Source organism: Mediterraneibacter torques, assembly GCF_044591705.1.
GTDB lineage: Bacteria > Bacillota > Clostridia > Lachnospirales > Lachnospiraceae > Mediterraneibacter > Mediterraneibacter torques.
The window spans coordinates 522,042-539,886 of record NZ_CP172594.1 but is presented as its reverse complement, the minus strand read 5'-3'; the positions used below and the strand labels follow the sequence as shown (position 1 = coordinate 539,886).

10 protein-coding genes are annotated in these 17,845 nt (G+C 38.7%); 2 read left to right on the top strand and 8 right to left on the bottom strand.

Going from position 1 to position 17,845, the window contains the following annotated elements:
- Positions 1-142: 142 nt before the first annotated feature.
- From uvrA to ACH9UM_RS02380, 4 genes are all read right to left on the bottom strand, one after another.
- Complete coding sequence (gene uvrA, locus ACH9UM_RS02395; protein WP_004846601.1) at positions 143-2,980, bottom strand: excinuclease ABC subunit UvrA; 2,838 nt, start codon at positions 2,978-2,980, stop codon at positions 143-145.
- 43 nt (positions 2,981-3,023) lie between these two features.
- Positions 3,024-5,012, bottom strand: a complete 1,989-nt coding sequence (gene uvrB, locus ACH9UM_RS02390; RefSeq protein WP_004846603.1) for an excinuclease ABC subunit UvrB — start codon at positions 5,010-5,012, stop codon at positions 3,024-3,026.
- Positions 5,013-5,694: 682 nt separating this feature from the next.
- The gene (locus tag ACH9UM_RS02385; protein ID WP_004846609.1) at positions 5,695-6,312 is read right to left on the bottom strand and encodes a hypothetical protein; all 618 of its coding nucleotides are present in this window, start codon (positions 6,310-6,312) and stop codon (positions 5,695-5,697) included.
- Between the two features lie 192 nt (positions 6,313-6,504).
- Complete coding sequence (locus ACH9UM_RS02380; RefSeq protein WP_400091843.1) at positions 6,505-9,528, bottom strand: AAA domain-containing protein; 3,024 nt, start codon at positions 9,526-9,528, stop codon at positions 6,505-6,507.
- 483 nt (positions 9,529-10,011) lie between these two features.
- Between ACH9UM_RS02380 and ACH9UM_RS02375 the strand changes: the two genes are divergently transcribed.
- Together ACH9UM_RS02375 and ACH9UM_RS02370 are read left to right on the top strand one after the other, a co-directional pair.
- Positions 10,012-10,398: a BlaI/MecI/CopY family transcriptional regulator gene (locus ACH9UM_RS02375; RefSeq protein ID WP_004846616.1), complete on the top strand. Its 387-nt coding sequence runs from the start codon at positions 10,012-10,014 to the stop codon at positions 10,396-10,398.
- Position 10,399: 1 nt separating this feature from the next.
- On the top strand, positions 10,400-12,196 hold the full coding sequence (locus tag ACH9UM_RS02370) for a BlaR1 family beta-lactam sensor/signal transducer (RefSeq protein WP_009242830.1): 1,797 nt from the start codon (positions 10,400-10,402) through the stop codon (positions 12,194-12,196).
- Position 12,197: 1 nt separating this feature from the next.
- Here ACH9UM_RS02370 and ACH9UM_RS02365 read toward each other — a convergent pair whose 3' ends face one another.
- The 4 genes from ACH9UM_RS02365 to ACH9UM_RS02350 all read right to left on the bottom strand — a co-directional run bounded on the left by ACH9UM_RS02365 (position 12,198) and on the right by ACH9UM_RS02350 (position 17,751).
- On the bottom strand, positions 12,198-13,367 hold the full coding sequence (locus ACH9UM_RS02365) for a DUF6070 family protein (protein WP_400091839.1): 1,170 nt from the start codon (positions 13,365-13,367) through the stop codon (positions 12,198-12,200).
- Positions 13,367-14,608, bottom strand: coding sequence for a DUF6070 family protein (locus tag ACH9UM_RS02360; RefSeq protein WP_009320924.1), 1,242 nt, complete (start codon positions 14,606-14,608; stop codon positions 13,367-13,369). Before ACH9UM_RS02360 ends, ACH9UM_RS02365 begins: the two co-directional genes overlap by 1 nt.
- The gene (locus tag ACH9UM_RS02355; protein WP_009320925.1) at positions 14,556-16,679 is read right to left on the bottom strand and encodes a penicillin-binding transpeptidase domain-containing protein; all 2,124 of its coding nucleotides are present in this window, start codon (positions 16,677-16,679) and stop codon (positions 14,556-14,558) included. The genes ACH9UM_RS02360 and ACH9UM_RS02355 overlap by 53 nt, the downstream gene beginning before the upstream one ends.
- A 562-nt stretch (positions 16,680-17,241) precedes the next feature.
- On the bottom strand, positions 17,242-17,751 hold the full coding sequence (locus ACH9UM_RS02350) for a hypothetical protein (protein ID WP_049889967.1): 510 nt from the start codon (positions 17,749-17,751) through the stop codon (positions 17,242-17,244).
- Between the last annotated feature and the right edge of the window lie 94 nt (positions 17,752-17,845).

Genomic DNA, 17,845 nt, shown 5'->3' with positions numbered 1-17,845 from the left:
TCTCATGTTTTCGCTAACGGACATCTGTATGCGACAAGCGCACATTTATGAGCGAAACAGTGGCGCCGGCCACAATAAGCACACAGCGTGATTTTATGAATGGCGCAGACTGAACTGTTATTTTTTATAACTACAGTGTTTTCTACAGCATCTTCTTTATATACTTCCCTGTATAGGAATTTTCATTCTCTGCCACATCTTCCGGTGTTCCGTGTGCAACGACCGTACCACCGCGTTCTCCGCCTTCCGGACCGATATCAATAATGTAATCTGCTGTTTTTATAACATCCAGATTGTGTTCGATTACAATAACCGTATTTCCGTCATCTGTCAGACGCCGCAAGATCTCCGTCAATTTATGCACATCCGCAAAATGAAGTCCTGTCGTCGGCTCATCCAAAATATACACAGTTTTTCCTGTACTCCGTTTACTAAGTTCCGTTGCCAGCTTAATGCGCTGTGCTTCACCTCCGGACAATTCTGTAGAAGGCTGTCCGAGACGGATATAAGAAAGACCTACATCGTTCAATGTCTCTATCTTGCGCCTGATACTCGGAACATGAGCAAAAAATTCCAACGCCTCTTCCACTGTCATGTTGAGAATATCATAAATCGTTTTCCCTTTATATTTTACTTCCAAAGTCTCTCGATTATATCGCTTTCCCCCGCAAACTTCACACGGAACATATACATCAGGCAAAAAATGCATTTCGATTTTAAGAATGCCGTCTCCCGAGCACGCCTCGCAGCGTCCGCCTTTCACATTAAAACTAAACCGCCCTTTCTTATATCCGCGCGCTTTTGCATCCGGAGTTGCCGCAAACAAATCTCTTATCAGATCAAACACACCTGTATAGGTTGCCGGATTTGACCTTGGGGTTCGCCCGATCGGCGACTGATCGATATCAATCACCTTATCTACCTGATCTAACCCTTCTATTTTTTTATGTTTTCCCGGAATTGTTCTCGCGCGATTCAAATCACGTGCAAGCCTTTTATACAAAATTTCATTTACAAGAGAGCTTTTTCCCGAACCTGAAACTCCGGTAACACAAGTCATAACTCCAAGAGGAAATGACACATCGATATTTTTCAAGTTGTTTTCCCGGGCGCCGACCACCTTCAACCATCCCTTAGGCTGTCTGCGCTCTTGCGGAACCGGAATTTTGATCCTTCCCGATAAGTATGCGCCTGTAATCGAATTTTCATTTTTCATGATCTCTTTCGCATTTCCGACGGCAACAACCTCGCCTCCGTGTTCTCCCGCTCCCGGTCCTATATCTACAATATAATCCGCCTCCATCATTGTATCTTCGTCATGCTCTACGACTATCAGCGTATTTCCCAGATCACGAAGATGCTTTAATGTTGCAAGAAGCTTGTCATTATCCCGCTGATGAAGTCCTATACTTGGCTCATCCAAAATATATGCTACTCCCACAAGACCCGATCCGATCTGCGTTGCCAGACGTATTCTCTGCGCCTCACCGCCTGAAAGTGTTCCGGTAGCGCGAGCCAACGTCAAGTAATCAAGTCCCACATCCATAAGAAATTTGATCCGAGCTCTGATTTCTTTCAAAATCTGCCCTCCGATGAGCATCTGTGTTTCTCCTAATACAAGCTCTTCAAGAAAATTTTGCAATTTTCCGATAGACATCGACGTTACTTCTGCAATATTTTTTTCTCCGACGGTTACCGCCAAAGCTCCCGGTTTCAGACGTTGCCCGTGGCATGCCGAACACGGAGTTATGTTCATAAATGTCTCATATTCGGCTTTCATCGTCTCCGAACCGGTTTCTTTATATCTGCGCTCTACGTTTTTAATCAACCCTTCAAACGCAACATCATAAACGCCTTCGCCTCTCTGGCCTTTATAAAACACTTTCACCTCTTTCCCGTTTGTGCCATGAAGAATAATATCATGAATCTTCTTCGGATATTTTTCAAACGGTGTGTCCAGATCAAATTGATACTCTCTGCACAGCGCCTGAAGTATCGCATGAGTAAAACTTGATTTGTCTGTACAAGACTGCCACCCTAATACCGCTATTGCACCTTCATTAATCGACAATGACGGATCCGGAATCATCAAATCCTCTGAAAACTCCATCTTATATCCTAATCCATAACATGTCGGACATGCCCCAAAGGGATTATTAAATGAAAAACTTCTTGGTTCGATCTCTTCGATACTGATCCCACAATCCGGACAGGAAAAGCTCTGACTGAAATTCAACATCTCCCCGCCGATCACATCTACACTGAGCAAACCTTCCGATAAATGCAGAACACTTTCCACAGAATCTGTTAACCTCTTCTCAATCCCCTGTTTTACGATCAATCGGTCAACAATAATCTCAATATTATGTTTCAAGTTCTTGTCAAGAATAATCTCTTCCGTCAATTCGTACATATTTCCGTCTACACGTACACGCACATATCCGCTTTTCTTTGCTTTTTCCAATAATTTTGCATGTGTTCCTTTCCGGCCTCTTACGACCGGAGCAAGAAGCTGGATTTTCGTTCCTTCCGGCATTGACATAATTCGATCAACCATCTGATCGACTGTTTGCTTTGAAATTGCTTTTCCACATTTAGGACAATGAGGAATTCCGACTCTTGCATATAAAAGTCTGAAATAATCATAAATTTCAGTCACTGTTCCGACCGTAGATCTCGGATTGTGATTTGTCGACTTTTGATCAATGGAAATTGCAGGCGACAGTCCCTCTATGCTTTCCACATCCGGTTTCTCCATTTGCCCCAAAAACTGTCTTGCATAGGAAGATAATGATTCCATATATCTTCTCTGCCCTTCTGCATAAATCGTATCAAACGCGAGGGAAGATTTGCCCGAACCGCTCAATCCTGTAAGTACAACAAGTTCGTTCCGGGGAATGTCCACATCTATATTTTTAAGATTATTCTCATTCGCTCCCCTTATTTTGATATATTTCCGAACATCCATTTTCGTACTCATAATCCGTCTTTTTCCTCCCTGTAGTCATATTTTATTTTGTATTTTATCCTTCTATTTCATTCAACATTTTTTTCAATTCTGTCAACTTATCCCGCAATTCTGCCGCGCTTTCAAAATTCAGTTCTGCCGCCGCTTTCTTCATCTGTTTTGTAAGATCGGCAATCAGCTTTTTAAGTTCTTTTACGCTCATAGATTCCGGATCTTTTTCCAGTTTCAGCTCCTCTGCCGCAACTTTTTTAGAAATACTGATCAGGTCGCGTACTGATTTTTGAATCGTCTTTGGTGTGATACCATGCTCTTCATTATATTTCATCTGAATCTCACGACGCCGTTTTGTTTCATCGATCGCCAGCTGCATAGATTCCGTTATCTTATCCGCATACATAATAACATGCCCTTGTGCATTACGCGCCGCACGTCCTATTGTCTGTATCAATGACGTTTCCGAACGCAAAAATCCTTCCTTATCCGCATCCAATATCGCTACAAGCGTAATTTCCGGAATATCCAGACCTTCTCGCAAAAGATTGATTCCCACAAGCACATCAAATACATCTAAACGCATATCACGAATAATCTCTGTACGTTCCAGTGTATCCACATCCGAATGCAAATATTTCACACGAATTCCCACCTCACGCATATAATCCGTCAAATCTTCTGCCATCCGCTTTGTCAGAGTTGTTACGAGAACTTTATTCTTTTGGGAAATTTCTTTGTTTATTTCCCCGATCAGATCGTCTATCTGACCTTCTACAGGACGCACGACAACTTCCGGATCGAGCAGTCCGGTCGGACGAATCACCTGTTCCACACGGAGAAGCTCATGTTCTTCTTCATATACTCCCGGTGTTGCAGATACAAATAACGCCTGGTTGATCTTGCTCTCAAATTCTTCAAAGTTCAGCGGACGGTTATCCTTCGCAGACGGAAGACGAAATCCATAATCTACCAAGGTAGATTTTCTTGATTGATCTCCGTGATACATACCTCCGATCTGAGGAATGGTTTTATGCGATTCATCAATCATAATAATAAAATCATCCGGGAAATAATCTATCAATGTATATGGCGCCTGCCCGGGACTAAGTCCTGCCAAGTGCCGCGAATAGTTTTCGATTCCGGAACAAAATCCGGTTTCTTTCAACATTTCAATATCAAAATTTGTTCTCTCTGCAATTCTCTGCGCTTCCAAAAGTTTATCTGCATGTTTAAACTCCTTCACACGCTCATCCAGTTCTTTTTCTATATCATTTACAGCACGCTTTATGTTTTCTTTATCCACCACATAATGTGACGCCGGGAAAATCGCCACATGTGACAATTCGTCTTTGACCTCTCCTGTCAAAATATCAATTTCCGTAATCCGCTCAACTTCATCTCCGAAAAATTCGATACGAATCGCCACATCGCTCTCATACGCCGGTATGATCTCCACCACATCGCCGCGAACACGGAAAGTTCCGCGGTGAAAATCCATGTCATTACGGTCATACTGGATTTCTATCAATTTTGCCATAACCTCGTCTCTGTCTTTTGTCATGCCCGGGCGTAAAGAAATCACCATATTCTGATAATCTACAGGACTTCCCAAACCATAAATACACGATACACTGGCAACTATGATCACGTCCCGCCGTTCCGTCAATGCCATTGTGGCAGATAAGCGAAGCTTGTCAATCTCATCATTGATGGAAGAGTCTTTGGCAATGTATGTGTCCGAGGACGGAACATAAGCTTCCGGCTGGTAATAGTCGTAGTAGGATACAAAGTATTCTACCGCATTATTCGGGAAGAATTCTTTGAATTCTCCATATAGCTGCGCAGCCAGCGTTTTGTTGTGTGCGATTATGAGTGTTGGTTTATTTAATTGTTGTATGACGTTTGCCATTGTGAACGTCTTGCCAGAGCCTGTAACTCCCAGTAAAGTCTGGCATTGGTTTCCTTCTTGAAAGCCTTTTACAAGCTGGTCGATGGCCTGCGGCTGGTCGCCGGTCGGAGCATATTCTGATACTAATTCAAAATGATCCATAATTTCTCCTTTACTTTATTTCGAATTTCGATTTCAAATTCAATTCCTTTACAATTAAACTTATTCTCTTTCTCTATAGTTGCTGTAATAAAAATTGCCTTATTAATGAGCAAAACAAATAGCTTGCGGCTGATCGCCGGTAAGGGCGTATTCCGATACTAATCCAAAATGTTCCATAGTGAAATTTTCTCTTACTATGTCTAATATCAACCCAAAAATCCGTACATAACTTTGTGTACTTTTCCCCATCACTACTATTATCATGGTAACATGCTATCATAATTGCCGATATAAATCAAGAATATATCGAACATACATTCCCTTTGACATACATATTTTCTTTGTAAAAAAGATGCAGGACATCGCTTGCATCTTTTTCTCTCTATTTTATTATTTAATAATAATCTATCGCATAATTCAAATATTCTTATATAGCACATCTCTAAAAAACTCTCCTCTGAACATTAGTGCATAACTATAACCGATTAATCCTAATCTTGAAATCAATCGACTATGCATCAATCTTTATTCTTTATCATATCTTGCGTAATAGACTGCAATAGATTTTGTATTTATCTCTACTCATTTTGAATCGTCCACTAAGCAACCACGCTCACTATTTCTTTATCGTTTCCTATTTTATAATCATAATGATTACAAATTTAGGCAGGAAATCACCCATTTATAAAGTTTTCAAGAATTCAGATTTACTCATAATAGTTGCTAAGTCTTTTAAATCTCCTATCTCAAATCTAATATTTTTTCTTTCTTCTAATTCATCTACAATTAAATATCTATATTCATTTTGATACGAGAAAATTTCCTTTCTCTTTATAAATGACAAATCATCAAGACTATTTGTCATCAAATCCATAATTTTCATTTCATCTTTAATGCTCTCATCTCGATAATATAAAACGTCTCTGCTATAGAGCTGATATTTATTTTCTTTTGCCCCATTTTTTATTCTTTTATCAAATTCTAATTCATCCTCTATTTTTACAACATACTCTCCAAATTCAAACATCTCCTCTATTCTCGATGTACTATATTTGTTATTTAAATGATATAAACATAAGGCAAAATTCCTTTTCTGTTTATTAGCATCAATCGTAAAATTAACCCCTTTTCCTTGTGGCGTCTGATATTTTGTCGTATAATATTTACCTTCCATCTCATCATTTTTTCCAACACATTTTTTCTTTTCAATATACAAATATTCTTTTAGCCGTCCAAATTGTACTATTCCTGATATAAAAGAATCCGCACCTTTTTTATCTATAAATTTTAAAAATGCCATTGTTCTACCTTTCTGTATTTCCGATCTCTTTCATCTTCTTTATAGTCCCAACTTAAAAAAAATCACAAATTCCATTTGTTCGTCTAATATCATCTAATTCATTCCATCCCATTTTGTCCGCAAAATCCGTACCAAATATAAAGTCCTCATTTGCTTTACATACAGACTTCTTTATGTTGTTAATCATATTCCTTAACATAGTTCCTCCCCTTCCACAAACACCATTTTTTTCAACAATCCTGCCGCAGTTTTTTCCCCTCCTGTAAGGCACTCTTTATCTCCAAAAACCAAAAACGAATCTTTTGCCCGAGACACCGCAACATTCATAAGATCCGGTGCTCTGTTAATAAAATAACACCCATCTTCACTTCCATACACACTGGAAAACAAAATGACTTTTCGCTCCGCCCCTTGAAACGTATGTACAGTTCCAACATCAATAAACTTTGAATACTCCGGAAGTCTACGTTTTATAAGATTCTTTATCAAAAAACTTTGGCTCTTAAAAGGCGTGATAATCCCCAATACTCCTCTCTCCTCAATGCCATCTTTGTCGCTGTAGCATAATAAAATTTTTTCATATTTTTTCTGCAGCCACATTATAATAGCCTCAGCTTCTTCTCTGTTTCGTCTGCTTCCTCCGTATTTCTCTGATTTTGCGGTGGTAACCTGTCTGAATCCCATTACCGGAAGAAGCCCTCTTAATTCATTGTACTCAGCTGCATAAAAGGAACCCCTCTTAGGTTCCAATTTCCCCTCATATACCAGTTTGTTACAATATGTAATTATTTCATTATAACACCGGCGATGTTCACTTAAAAATAGCCCTCTTTTATATTTATTAAATTCACAGGATAGTGCAGCCATTTTCATAATACTGGATTGAGAACAATTTAAACCATTTTCTTCAAGCATACCGTATTCACCTTTATTTGCAATTACACCATTACTGATTGCCATTGCAATATCAAGAGCTCTTGCAGTTCCCCATACGGGCGGTATTTGTTCTTCATCCCCTACAATAACTGCTTTTTTAGCTAAGGAAAACGATGCGGCAGCAATCTCCGGAGATGTCTGTCCCGCTTCATCTACGACTAATAAATCTATATAGTTACACATAAAATAGTTCTTTTTATCATTTCCGTCATATGCCCAAAACTGTTTTGGAAGCATAAAAAATGTCATAACCATACACGGTGATATCATAGCAATCCGATGATACATATCATCCAGTATATTTTTAAATGTTTTTCCTTTTTGCTTCTCACTGACCGGATTATCTTCCTTCAACCAACGACTCTCATAATAATGTACTGCCAGCCAAAATTCTGCATATCTTACCCGATCCAATACATCGTTCAATTTACACAAGTCGAATTCATTTAACACACTGTCCTCCGGAACTGCAACATTATATTTTTCAAAGTTTTGATATCCTTCTTTTAAATGTTCCATCTTTATATCTATTTCTTTTTTTTGACTTTTTAATTTTTCTATTTTATCGTCTATACAAAGCTTCTGTTCCTGCAACTGACTTTTTTGCAAATCATTATCACATATTTTCTGCATATAAACTTTTTCTATCTCATCTATTGACATATCACGTCTTAAAAAGGATAATTCCGCTTGATTTACAAAGGGAAATGACCATCTTTGTATCTTGCTTTTAAAACAGAAAAACTTTTTTAATAATCGTACATACCACGGAAATTGCTGATAAGCTTTTCGCCATTCCTGCATCCTATTTAAAAACCATTGTGTAGTTTCCTGAATTTTTTCTATTTGATTTTGCAAATCATTTCTAATCGCTTCTTCTTTCCGTATGTTCTGCATTATCCTTTCTACATATGCTCCATACGATTCCCTACCGAGAACGCTTTTTATATTATCTAACATAGAGATACAATTTATTCTGTCTTTATTTACTTTCTCCAATTCCTTCCACAATATTTCTTCACATAACGCAAAATCAATACTTGCTGTCTCTCTTCGAAAATATTGATGAAATTCTTGTTTAAATAACCTTCCTGAGGAACGTCTATTTTCTTTTGACTCAAGTTCATCTACAAATCCACCCCCGCGTACCGTCGTATACTGATATCGTTTTTGGGCAGCTTCCTTTACTTTCCCATTGGAGGGAAAATAAACTGCAAAGCTATCTGTTCCAGTAATCCACTTATGTTCTAAATTAGAAATCCCAATCTCTGAAATCTGTCCAAAAGAATCAATAATATTTGTAACCGCCTGATTATTAGTGGATGCTGCAACAATAATCGGTGCCCTTTCCCTCTTCAATGCAGATTTTACATACATGTCTGCCACTACAGACTGCAAAAAAGTAGTCTTTCCTGTTCCCGGAGGTTCACTGACTGCCAAAAGATTTCCTTCTTTTATTTCTCCAAAATGGTTCATTGCCTCACGCTGAGATGGTGACAATGGATATGCCCCTCCCATTTGTCCGACATGAGCTTTCATTTTACTTATATCAGTATTTTTTATCAGCGGTTTTGAGGGCTCTATCTTTCCATTCGTTATTTTATCATACAAGGAATTAACAGTTCCCTTTATCAACGCATTATACAACTGCAAAATATAAAAAGAAGCATTAACTGTCGAATCCTGAAACAAATAATATCTGCCATCTGCTTTAAACAGTTCATTTCCATTTCTAATGTAGTTACTTTTAAATGGTATCTCTGCAACAAATTCATAGAGTTTGATCGCATATGCTAAATAATCCTGCCACGAATCCAACTGATATCTTTCGTTCGTAGTATGCTCCAAAAATTCATCATATTTCTCACCATCTCCTACAGCAAGCAAAGGATCCTCCATAGGTCTTAAATACTCCCGCGGTATCCAAGGTATTTTCCCTTCAACCGGCATACATAACTTTCCGGTACGGGTTACGCATAACGGCAAAAAGAAAAATGAAGTCATCTCTTCTATATTGTCTTCCATCTTTCCGCCATCCCGGAATTCCGTTGCTAATGTCTTTAATGCAATAATTACATTTTTTATCTTTAATTTTTCTTCATCATTATCGCTCTCTGCATCATACTCCTTCTTCCATATATTAAAATTATTCTCTTCACTTAACTTTCCAGATAATAATTCCCCTTCTGTAACTACAAAAAAACGCTCTTTTTTATAGTTTACGGTTCCTTGCATACTTGCTGCCACAGCATTTCTGAAATATCGTGTAACACTTTTCATTTTGAATCTTCTCCTACTATAATTAATCCCTATTGGAGGGTTATCATCTTCCGTGTTTTCTTCAGTTGCAAAACACCCCAAATCTTACCTCTTCGTTCTACTTATCTTTCCTAATCTTTTGCCTATTATATCACTTTTTCCATGCTTACATAACTGTCATTGTGTAAAATGCGTATCATCTTTTTGCAGCTCCTGTTATATCTGTTCAGATTTTTTAAGTCATTTTTCTCCGTCATTTCATAATGTTTTCTCATTTTATCCAATAAATTACGTTTTGCCATGAACTACACATACGGGACTAGATTACTGCCAGAATCATGTATACAATCTGAGTGATAATCCAGATTTCCCACAAAAAACCGACTGGATTTATCCAATTGGCTATTTTACATAATATTTTATTCTGCCGCATAAATTGACAAGTTTTCTATTCCCATCTATAATGTTTATATTACAATCGTAAGATTTAAAAGGAGAGAACTTATGAGCACATTCCCGCAGATTTCCGAAGCAGAATTTGAGGTCATGAAGATCGTATGGAAATACGCACCTATCAACACAAATGAAATTACCGAAAAGTTATTGCCTACTACAAACTGGAGTCCTAAAACAATTCAAACTTTAATCAAACGCCTTGTGACCAAAGGCGCGCTCACATACGAAAAACAAAGTCGTGTATTTGTTTATACTCCTGCAGTAAAAGAAGATGAATACATCAGACAACAAAGTTCTTCTTTTCTGAACCGTTATTATGATGGCAATATTACAGCTATGGTATCTTCCTATATAGAAAATGACAAATTATCAAAATCGGAATTAGATACACTCCGAACTCTTCTTTCACAGAAACAGGAAAAAGGAGGAGAATAATATGTCTGATTTCATGATTCGCTTTCTTATCTGCAACATATTATTTTGCGGCATCATCAGTATCCTTTTGCTTATGAAACATATTTTAAAAAATTGTCTGTCAAGCCGGATGCAGTATAACTTATGGTTTCTGTTGCTTGGACTTTTAACAGTTCCATTCTTACCTTCTCATTTTTTCAAGTTTTCAGAACTATTTTTCGGTTTCACGAACTTAAAGTTTCTTCCTTCTGCCGCCACAAAAAACGCCTCGGCTCCACCACTTCACACGAACATCGCAGGCGCAAAAGATTGGATGGATGACTTTGCGCTCTCCGTAAACGAAGCATCCTCATCCGCAATCGGTTATCTGCTATTTACTCTTTGGATTTTGGGTATTATCATTATGATAATATTAGCAATCCGATCTGCTCTGTTCCTGCATTCATTAAAAAAATCTGCATCACCTCTTGAAGATCAGGATGTTCAAAAATTATATCGACGCTGCCTAAATGACACAAATATTACAAAAAGTATACCCGTATACAGCGCTGCTTATCTAAAATCTCCTGTTATTGCAGGATTTTGGAAACCGTGCATCTTTCTTCCCGTTCACCTGATATCGGATAAAAATGAAACAGATATCCGGTATATGTTGTTGCATGAACTTCAGCACTATAAACACAAAGACGGATTTATCAACTATTTGATAAACCTCGCCGGAATGATATATTGGTTCAATCCGTTCGTCTGGTACGCACTGAAAGAAATGCGCGGCGACAGGGAAATTGCCTGTGATAGTTCTGTTTTAAACCTGCTGAAATCCGACGATTATGTAACTTATGGAAATACGCTGATTAACTTTGCCGAAAAGATTTCTCTGACTCCATTTCCCTTTTCCTCCGGCATCGGAGGAAATATGAAGCAGATGAAGCGAAGAATCCTAAATATTGCTTCTTATGAAAAACCGACATTACAAAAAAAACTGAAAAGCTTCATTGCTTTTCTGATGATATCTATTCTCCTTTTCGGACTTACACCGTTTGTCTCTACCTATGCGACAGATGAAAAGCAATATCAGTGGAACACAACTTCAAAGAATTGTTCTGAAATAGACCTTCGTAATTATTTCGGAAAATATGAAGGTAGTTTTGTATTATATGACTTAAAAAGAGATGTCTGGAAAATACACAATATAGACCGAGCTGTCTTACGAGTTGCTCCAAACTCCACCTACAAAATATATGATGCTTTGTTTGGATTAGAAGAAGGTGTCATCACCCCTGCAAATTCCTTGATCAAATGGAACGGGAAAAACTATCCTTTTGAAGCGTGGAACACCGATCAAACATTACAATCAGCTATGGGAGCTTCCGTCAACTGGTATTTTCAGACTATTGATGAACGGCTTGGAGCCGACTCTATTCAGAAATACCTTCACCAAATCGGATATGGAAATGAGAATTTAAGCGGTAATCTTTCTTCCTATTGGTTGAATTCCTCCCTGAAGATTTCCCCGATAGAACAGGTCGAGCTTTTAGTCAAACTGCATAATAACCGCTTCGGATTCTCCTTAGAAAACACCGGGACTGTAAAGAACGCCCTCCACATCTCCTCCTCTGCTTTCGGTGACCTCTACGGAAAAACCGGAACAGGACGAGTAAACGGACAAGATGTCAACGGTTGGTTTATCGGCTTTGTAGAAAATGCAGATAATACTTATTTTTTTGCTTCCAATATTCAGTATCAAAAACACGCCACCGGTAAAAAGGCTTCAGAAATCACCTTATCTGTTTTATCGGACTTAAATATATGGAGATAAACTAATTATCTCCATACAACTCTTCCCACTCTGTTCTTGTCAAGCGCGGTACGTGCCATCTAATCTCCGGATTGTTTATCGGCTCGATAATCCGATTTCCCACATACTGTATACCTCCATCTTTCGTATCGCGCACAGTTACTTCATGGATGTACGCTTTTGATACCCCTCTATAAGGAAAAACAGCCTGTACCTTCAATGTCAAAGTTCCGTCATCATTATTCACATATCCAATAACTTCCGGATACGGATATTCCGGATATTCTGTTTCTTCAAGCCCTCTCGGTTTGTATTCATAGACTTCTTCACACGGATAATAAACTGTCTTCGACTGCAACACTTCACTGCTGATTTTGAATTTAGATTTGATAACCGGTTCAAATTTTTCTTTTGAAATTAAATATACCGCGCTTGTTCCCATTGCATTTCCAAAAGTAAACTCTCCGTTCGCCGTATGATTTTCCTGATAAAACAAATCAAACATATCATAAAAATCTAGCTCTGCGAACTCTTCTTCACTCCAGTCTGTCAGAAACATATTATTACGTTCATATCCGATCGGAAGTATATATTTACGGTTTAGTTCTCTGCATGTTTCATCTAATGACAGTACCCTATATGCCATATATTCCATAATCTCATTTCTCGTAACTTCATAAGATCCTTCAAAGGCTAACCGACCGGAAAACATCAAATGTCCGTCTTCTGTATATTCCCATGATTCTGTCCTGTATATATCTTCTGAAGATTGCTTTAATTTACCATTCTCATAAATACAATAACTTCTGATCATATTTACAATTCCGTCATGTGTCTCCATATTCCGAATGATGCAGCTCCCTCCCTTTGCAACTTCTACAACGGTCATGCGTCCATTTTTCTTTGCTTCTGCCTTTTCACTAAATTGTTCCTTTTCCTCATCTGAGATAAGACAATCACTGGCTTGCGGAATAAACCAATATGCTGACTCTGTGGAAGTTTCCGCATTCTCGGCTTCTTCTGTTTCTGCTTCGCTATTTTCGATTTCTACAGGTGGCTCCCATACTTCTTCTGCCACCTTTTGTTCTTCTTCATGCATTTTCCCCCAACAGATTACCCCAACTATCACGAAAATCAACAGCAGTAAAATTAGAAGTCCACATTTTCTAAGCAGCCATTTCAAATCCTCCATTATTCTCCTCCGTACAATTCTTCCCATTCTTCTAACGTCAACCGTGGCGTATGCCAAGTTTCTCTGTAGTTGTCTTCGGATGGTATAATTCGATTAGATACATATTGTACCCGTCCATTCTCTAAAGGGCGAACCACAACCTCGTGAGCATATACCTTGGAATCACCCGCATAAGGGAATACTACATTGGCTGTAAGTGTAATTGTCCCATCATTGTTTTCTGTAAAACCTACTACCTCTGAATATGGATATTCGGGGTACTCTACTTCTTCAAAGCCTCTCGGCTTATATTCATAAGTCAAATTCTCCGAATCATAGATGGTTTTTGATTGTAGCGTTTCACTATCAATGTTGAAATATTTCATAATAACACTTTCAAATTCTTCTTTTGGAATCTGATAAACTGCACTGACTGATAAGTTGTCATCAGCAACATAGGGAGCATATTGACCATTCACTTTTGGATAAAGAATGTCATACATATCATAGAAATTCAAATCCCCGAAATCCTCCTCACTCCAATCCACAATGAACATATTATTCCGTTCAAAGCTGATTGGGTTGAGATATTTCCGACTCAACTCCCTATATGTTTCATCCAATGGCTGTACCCGTAATGCGGTATGTTCCTCTGCTCCACTCAATGTAAGAACATATAATTCTTCTGAAAACCAAACACCGGAAAACATCAGGTAACCTTCTTCTGTATAATTCCAATACTCCGCTTGATAGTTTCCTATAACCTCTCTTTTCATATTTCCATTTTCATACTTGTAATAGCTTCTGACCACATCCACATTTCCGCCTTTTGTGTGCAAATCGTATTTTACAAATCCGCCCAAATAACTGATTTCAAGAATCGTTATTTCTGCTTCCTCCTGTGCATCCACCTTTTCGCAGAATTCCACTACCTTCTCTGGTTCCGTCATGTTAATTTGATTTCTGCTGTCAACTGCCGAATAACCATTTTCTCCAAGACGATTTACAATACTACGGATTGTTTCCAAATCCGCTAATTTATTTTCTTCTTCTGCTTTCTCATAAAGATCAATGCAGACGCTTATAATTTCATCTGCATCCTCCTCTGATTCTTCCTGAATAGCCTGAACATCTATTACCGTTTCCGAAACTGTATTTTCTTCCGGGGGTGCATCACTGCACCCCGAAATACTAAGTATTAATACAAAGCTAATTGCTGCCAAACCACTCTTCCAGAACCAGGTTGTCTTTCTTAACAACATATCCGCTTCCTCCTCTTCCTTTCACATCTTCTACCATGCTAATAATCAATATAGGACGTTCTACCGTATCTTCTGCTGTAAAAATTGCAAACCATCCTAATTCCGTACCCGAAGTATCATCCTTCGATGCCTTGATTTCTGCCGTACCTGTTTTTCCTGCTAAAAGAATGTCATCCCGATGGGCTGCATATCCAGTTCCATTAGAATCATTCACAACCTTTTTTGTTCCTTCCAATACACGGCTTGCTGTCTCATTAGAAAAGGCTCCCGGAATCCAATACTCAGCTACTGCGTCTTTCTGATATACTAAATACGGCTTTATAACATTTCCCTCGTTACAGAAAGCAGAATAGATACATGCCATATGTAATGGATTCACCAAAACCTGCCCTTGACCGTAACCGCTGTCTGCTAACTGTATTTCTGTTTCAATTCCCTCTGAATTAGAATACTGCGACTCTGCCATCTTAATCTCAAATGGCAGTTCCTCATTAAAACCAAGTCCAGTCAAAGAACTCTCCATCTCTTCTGAGCCAATCTTTAATGCTGCCTTTGCGAAATAAATATTGTCGGAATATATTAGGGCATTCTCTAAAATGACTGGTTCATATGCATGGAGTGTTGTTACATGATAGGAACCCCACGATGCATCCTTTTGCCAACTTAAGCCTACGTTGCCGTAATCTTCCATTGGATCGATTGCTCCTGATTCCAAGCCGACCGCTGCGGTAATTGGCTTGAATGTAGACCCCGGACACCACACTTGCCGGAAGCGATTATACATTGGCTTATTCTCATCCTCGTTAAGTACAGTCCACTGCTCACTCGACAATCCCATAATAAAATCGTTATTGTCATAGGCCGGTGTGCTGACCAAAGCCAATACTTCTCCGGTATAAGGATTCATGGCTACCGAGCAGCTTTTATCTTCCTTAAACTGCTCATGCAAGGAAACCTGTAAATCAGTATCTATCGTAAGCTGGATGTCCTGCCCATGCTGTACCAGGATACAAGCAAGTTCCTCCTTCTCTTTGCCTTCCGAGTTTACAATGTAAATCCTGCAACCGTTCTGGCCTTTCAGTTCACTCTCGAACAAGCTCTCCATTCCGCTTCTGCCGATTACACTATTGGCTGTATAGCCTTCTCCTGCATGCTCCTCTAAATCTTCCGCAGTAACACTTTGAACATATCCGACCAAATGTGCCGCTGCTTCTCCTAATGGGTATTCACGCACTTCAACATCAGATATCATCACTCCGGGAATCTCCAGCAACTTTTCATGCCTTTCTTTCTCCTTTAGGACTTCTTCATCTGGACTGATAGACATTAACTCAATTTCTTCCACTCTTGGAATTGTTTTAATGGGAACAAAAGAATCATCCTTTACCCACTTTGCAGACAGTTTCTTTTCTATCGCTTCCGGTGTGATTTCCACTAGTTCTGCAATCTGTGCGATTGCTTCCTCTCTGTTTTCCAACTTGCCCGGAACGATTCCAACCGAAGATGCTGTACCTTTTCCTGCAAGGACACGTCCGTTCCTATCCAGAATTTCTCCTCGTTCTGCCTGTGTAGTGGAAACTCTTACTTTATCTGTAGATGCCAGATTCGGAAAAATCAGGGAATCATCCCAAACTAACTGATATCCTTCTTCGTCCTTTAGGAAAAGTGCTTTATTCTCAAAGCTGATAGTTCCTGCAACTGTATCGAAAGAAGTCTGGTAGGTTACCGTCATTTGCTCCTCGTCATATGCAATAATCTGGACAGCTATATTCTGGACTTCTATACCTTCATAAATAGCTGAATTTCGAGTTACAAAATCCTCCTGACTGACATTTCCCGATGCCTCAATATGTAGCATTGCATACATTTCTTCATACTCCTGTTTTGGAATATGATCCATGTACTCCACCAGAAGTTCTTCCGGTGTCTTCCAGGCATTTTCCTTTGTTGCCAACATTCCTGCCACACATACTGCAGAAATTACCGCAGCTATTCCTATAACAGCAATCGCAATCCATAGGAGCCTGCTTCTTGTTTTCTTTCGCTTGTTTCTGCTTTTTCCTTTCTTCATATTGACCTCCATTCATTTTGCTTTGCTGATATGGTCATATTCTATTTTCAATGTACGCTATATCTTCAAAATATTACACTCGTAAGATTTTGAAGTAAAAAAATTTCTCTTTGCTGGGTATATCGTACTATGCATTCCTCCTTCCTTTTATTACATGCGTAAGATTTCGCAACAAAAAAATTTCGTCCGCAATCCTACTGCACTTGTGTAAATATTACATCAGTAAGATTTAGAAGTCAAGTTATCTTTATATAAAAAGGCTTCTGCCAGGAAGTATCATACATTTTCACAAAAGTGATACCTTTTAGCAAAAGCCTATTATTCAGCAGAGTTTCAAAACACCCCACTGCTGCGATATTCAAATGGTTCATTCATAAGGCTACAAAACACATATCCATTTTCGTTCCTTAATATCCCACAAACCGCAGAAAATCAAGGTTTCTTTGAAAGCAGACATACGGTTTCAATATTCCCCTGAACATTTATTTTATACTGCATAGCGAAAGTATGCAATAGGTTTTCAAAGTGGGGTAATGGTTTTATCCCCATAAAAAGTGGTTGACTAAATGTATTTTAGAATTTTTCTATATAAATCCCACAGCCTCGGTCCACAAAAACCACCCAAAGCACTCAACCCACGATGCTCATGAACATCTCTATCTTCAACCTCAAAGAGCCTATGGAAATCATCTCCCTCACCTACATAAACTGATTTGTCATAATTAAGAAAAGTAGACTTGCCACTAAATTGGTCACCTGTGATATCTATAATAATATATTTGTCTACCATCAGCCATGCATGAGATTGTCCGTTTCCATCCGGTTTACCCCAATATGTTCCACAGACATAATCTGTTTTGATACCTTTATCCAATAAATACTGAGCTAACAAATCACTCGTATCTCCGCAGCAAGCACGTGGAAATCTGCGATATATGCTGTCGTTATCAAACTCCCCTGCTTCCAAAGCCAAGTCAATCGCTCTTCGAAATTGGGTTGCGAACTGTTCAATTTCCTTCATCATACGCTCCTTTAACAAAACCGCTTTTGCGAAAAAGTATTCTTTCGCCAAAATGTATATCTCCCGTTCTCCAAAGCCTATCCCCTGGGGTAAACCTCCTGATATATCATCACTCTGCGGAAACAGAAACACACATCCATTTTTG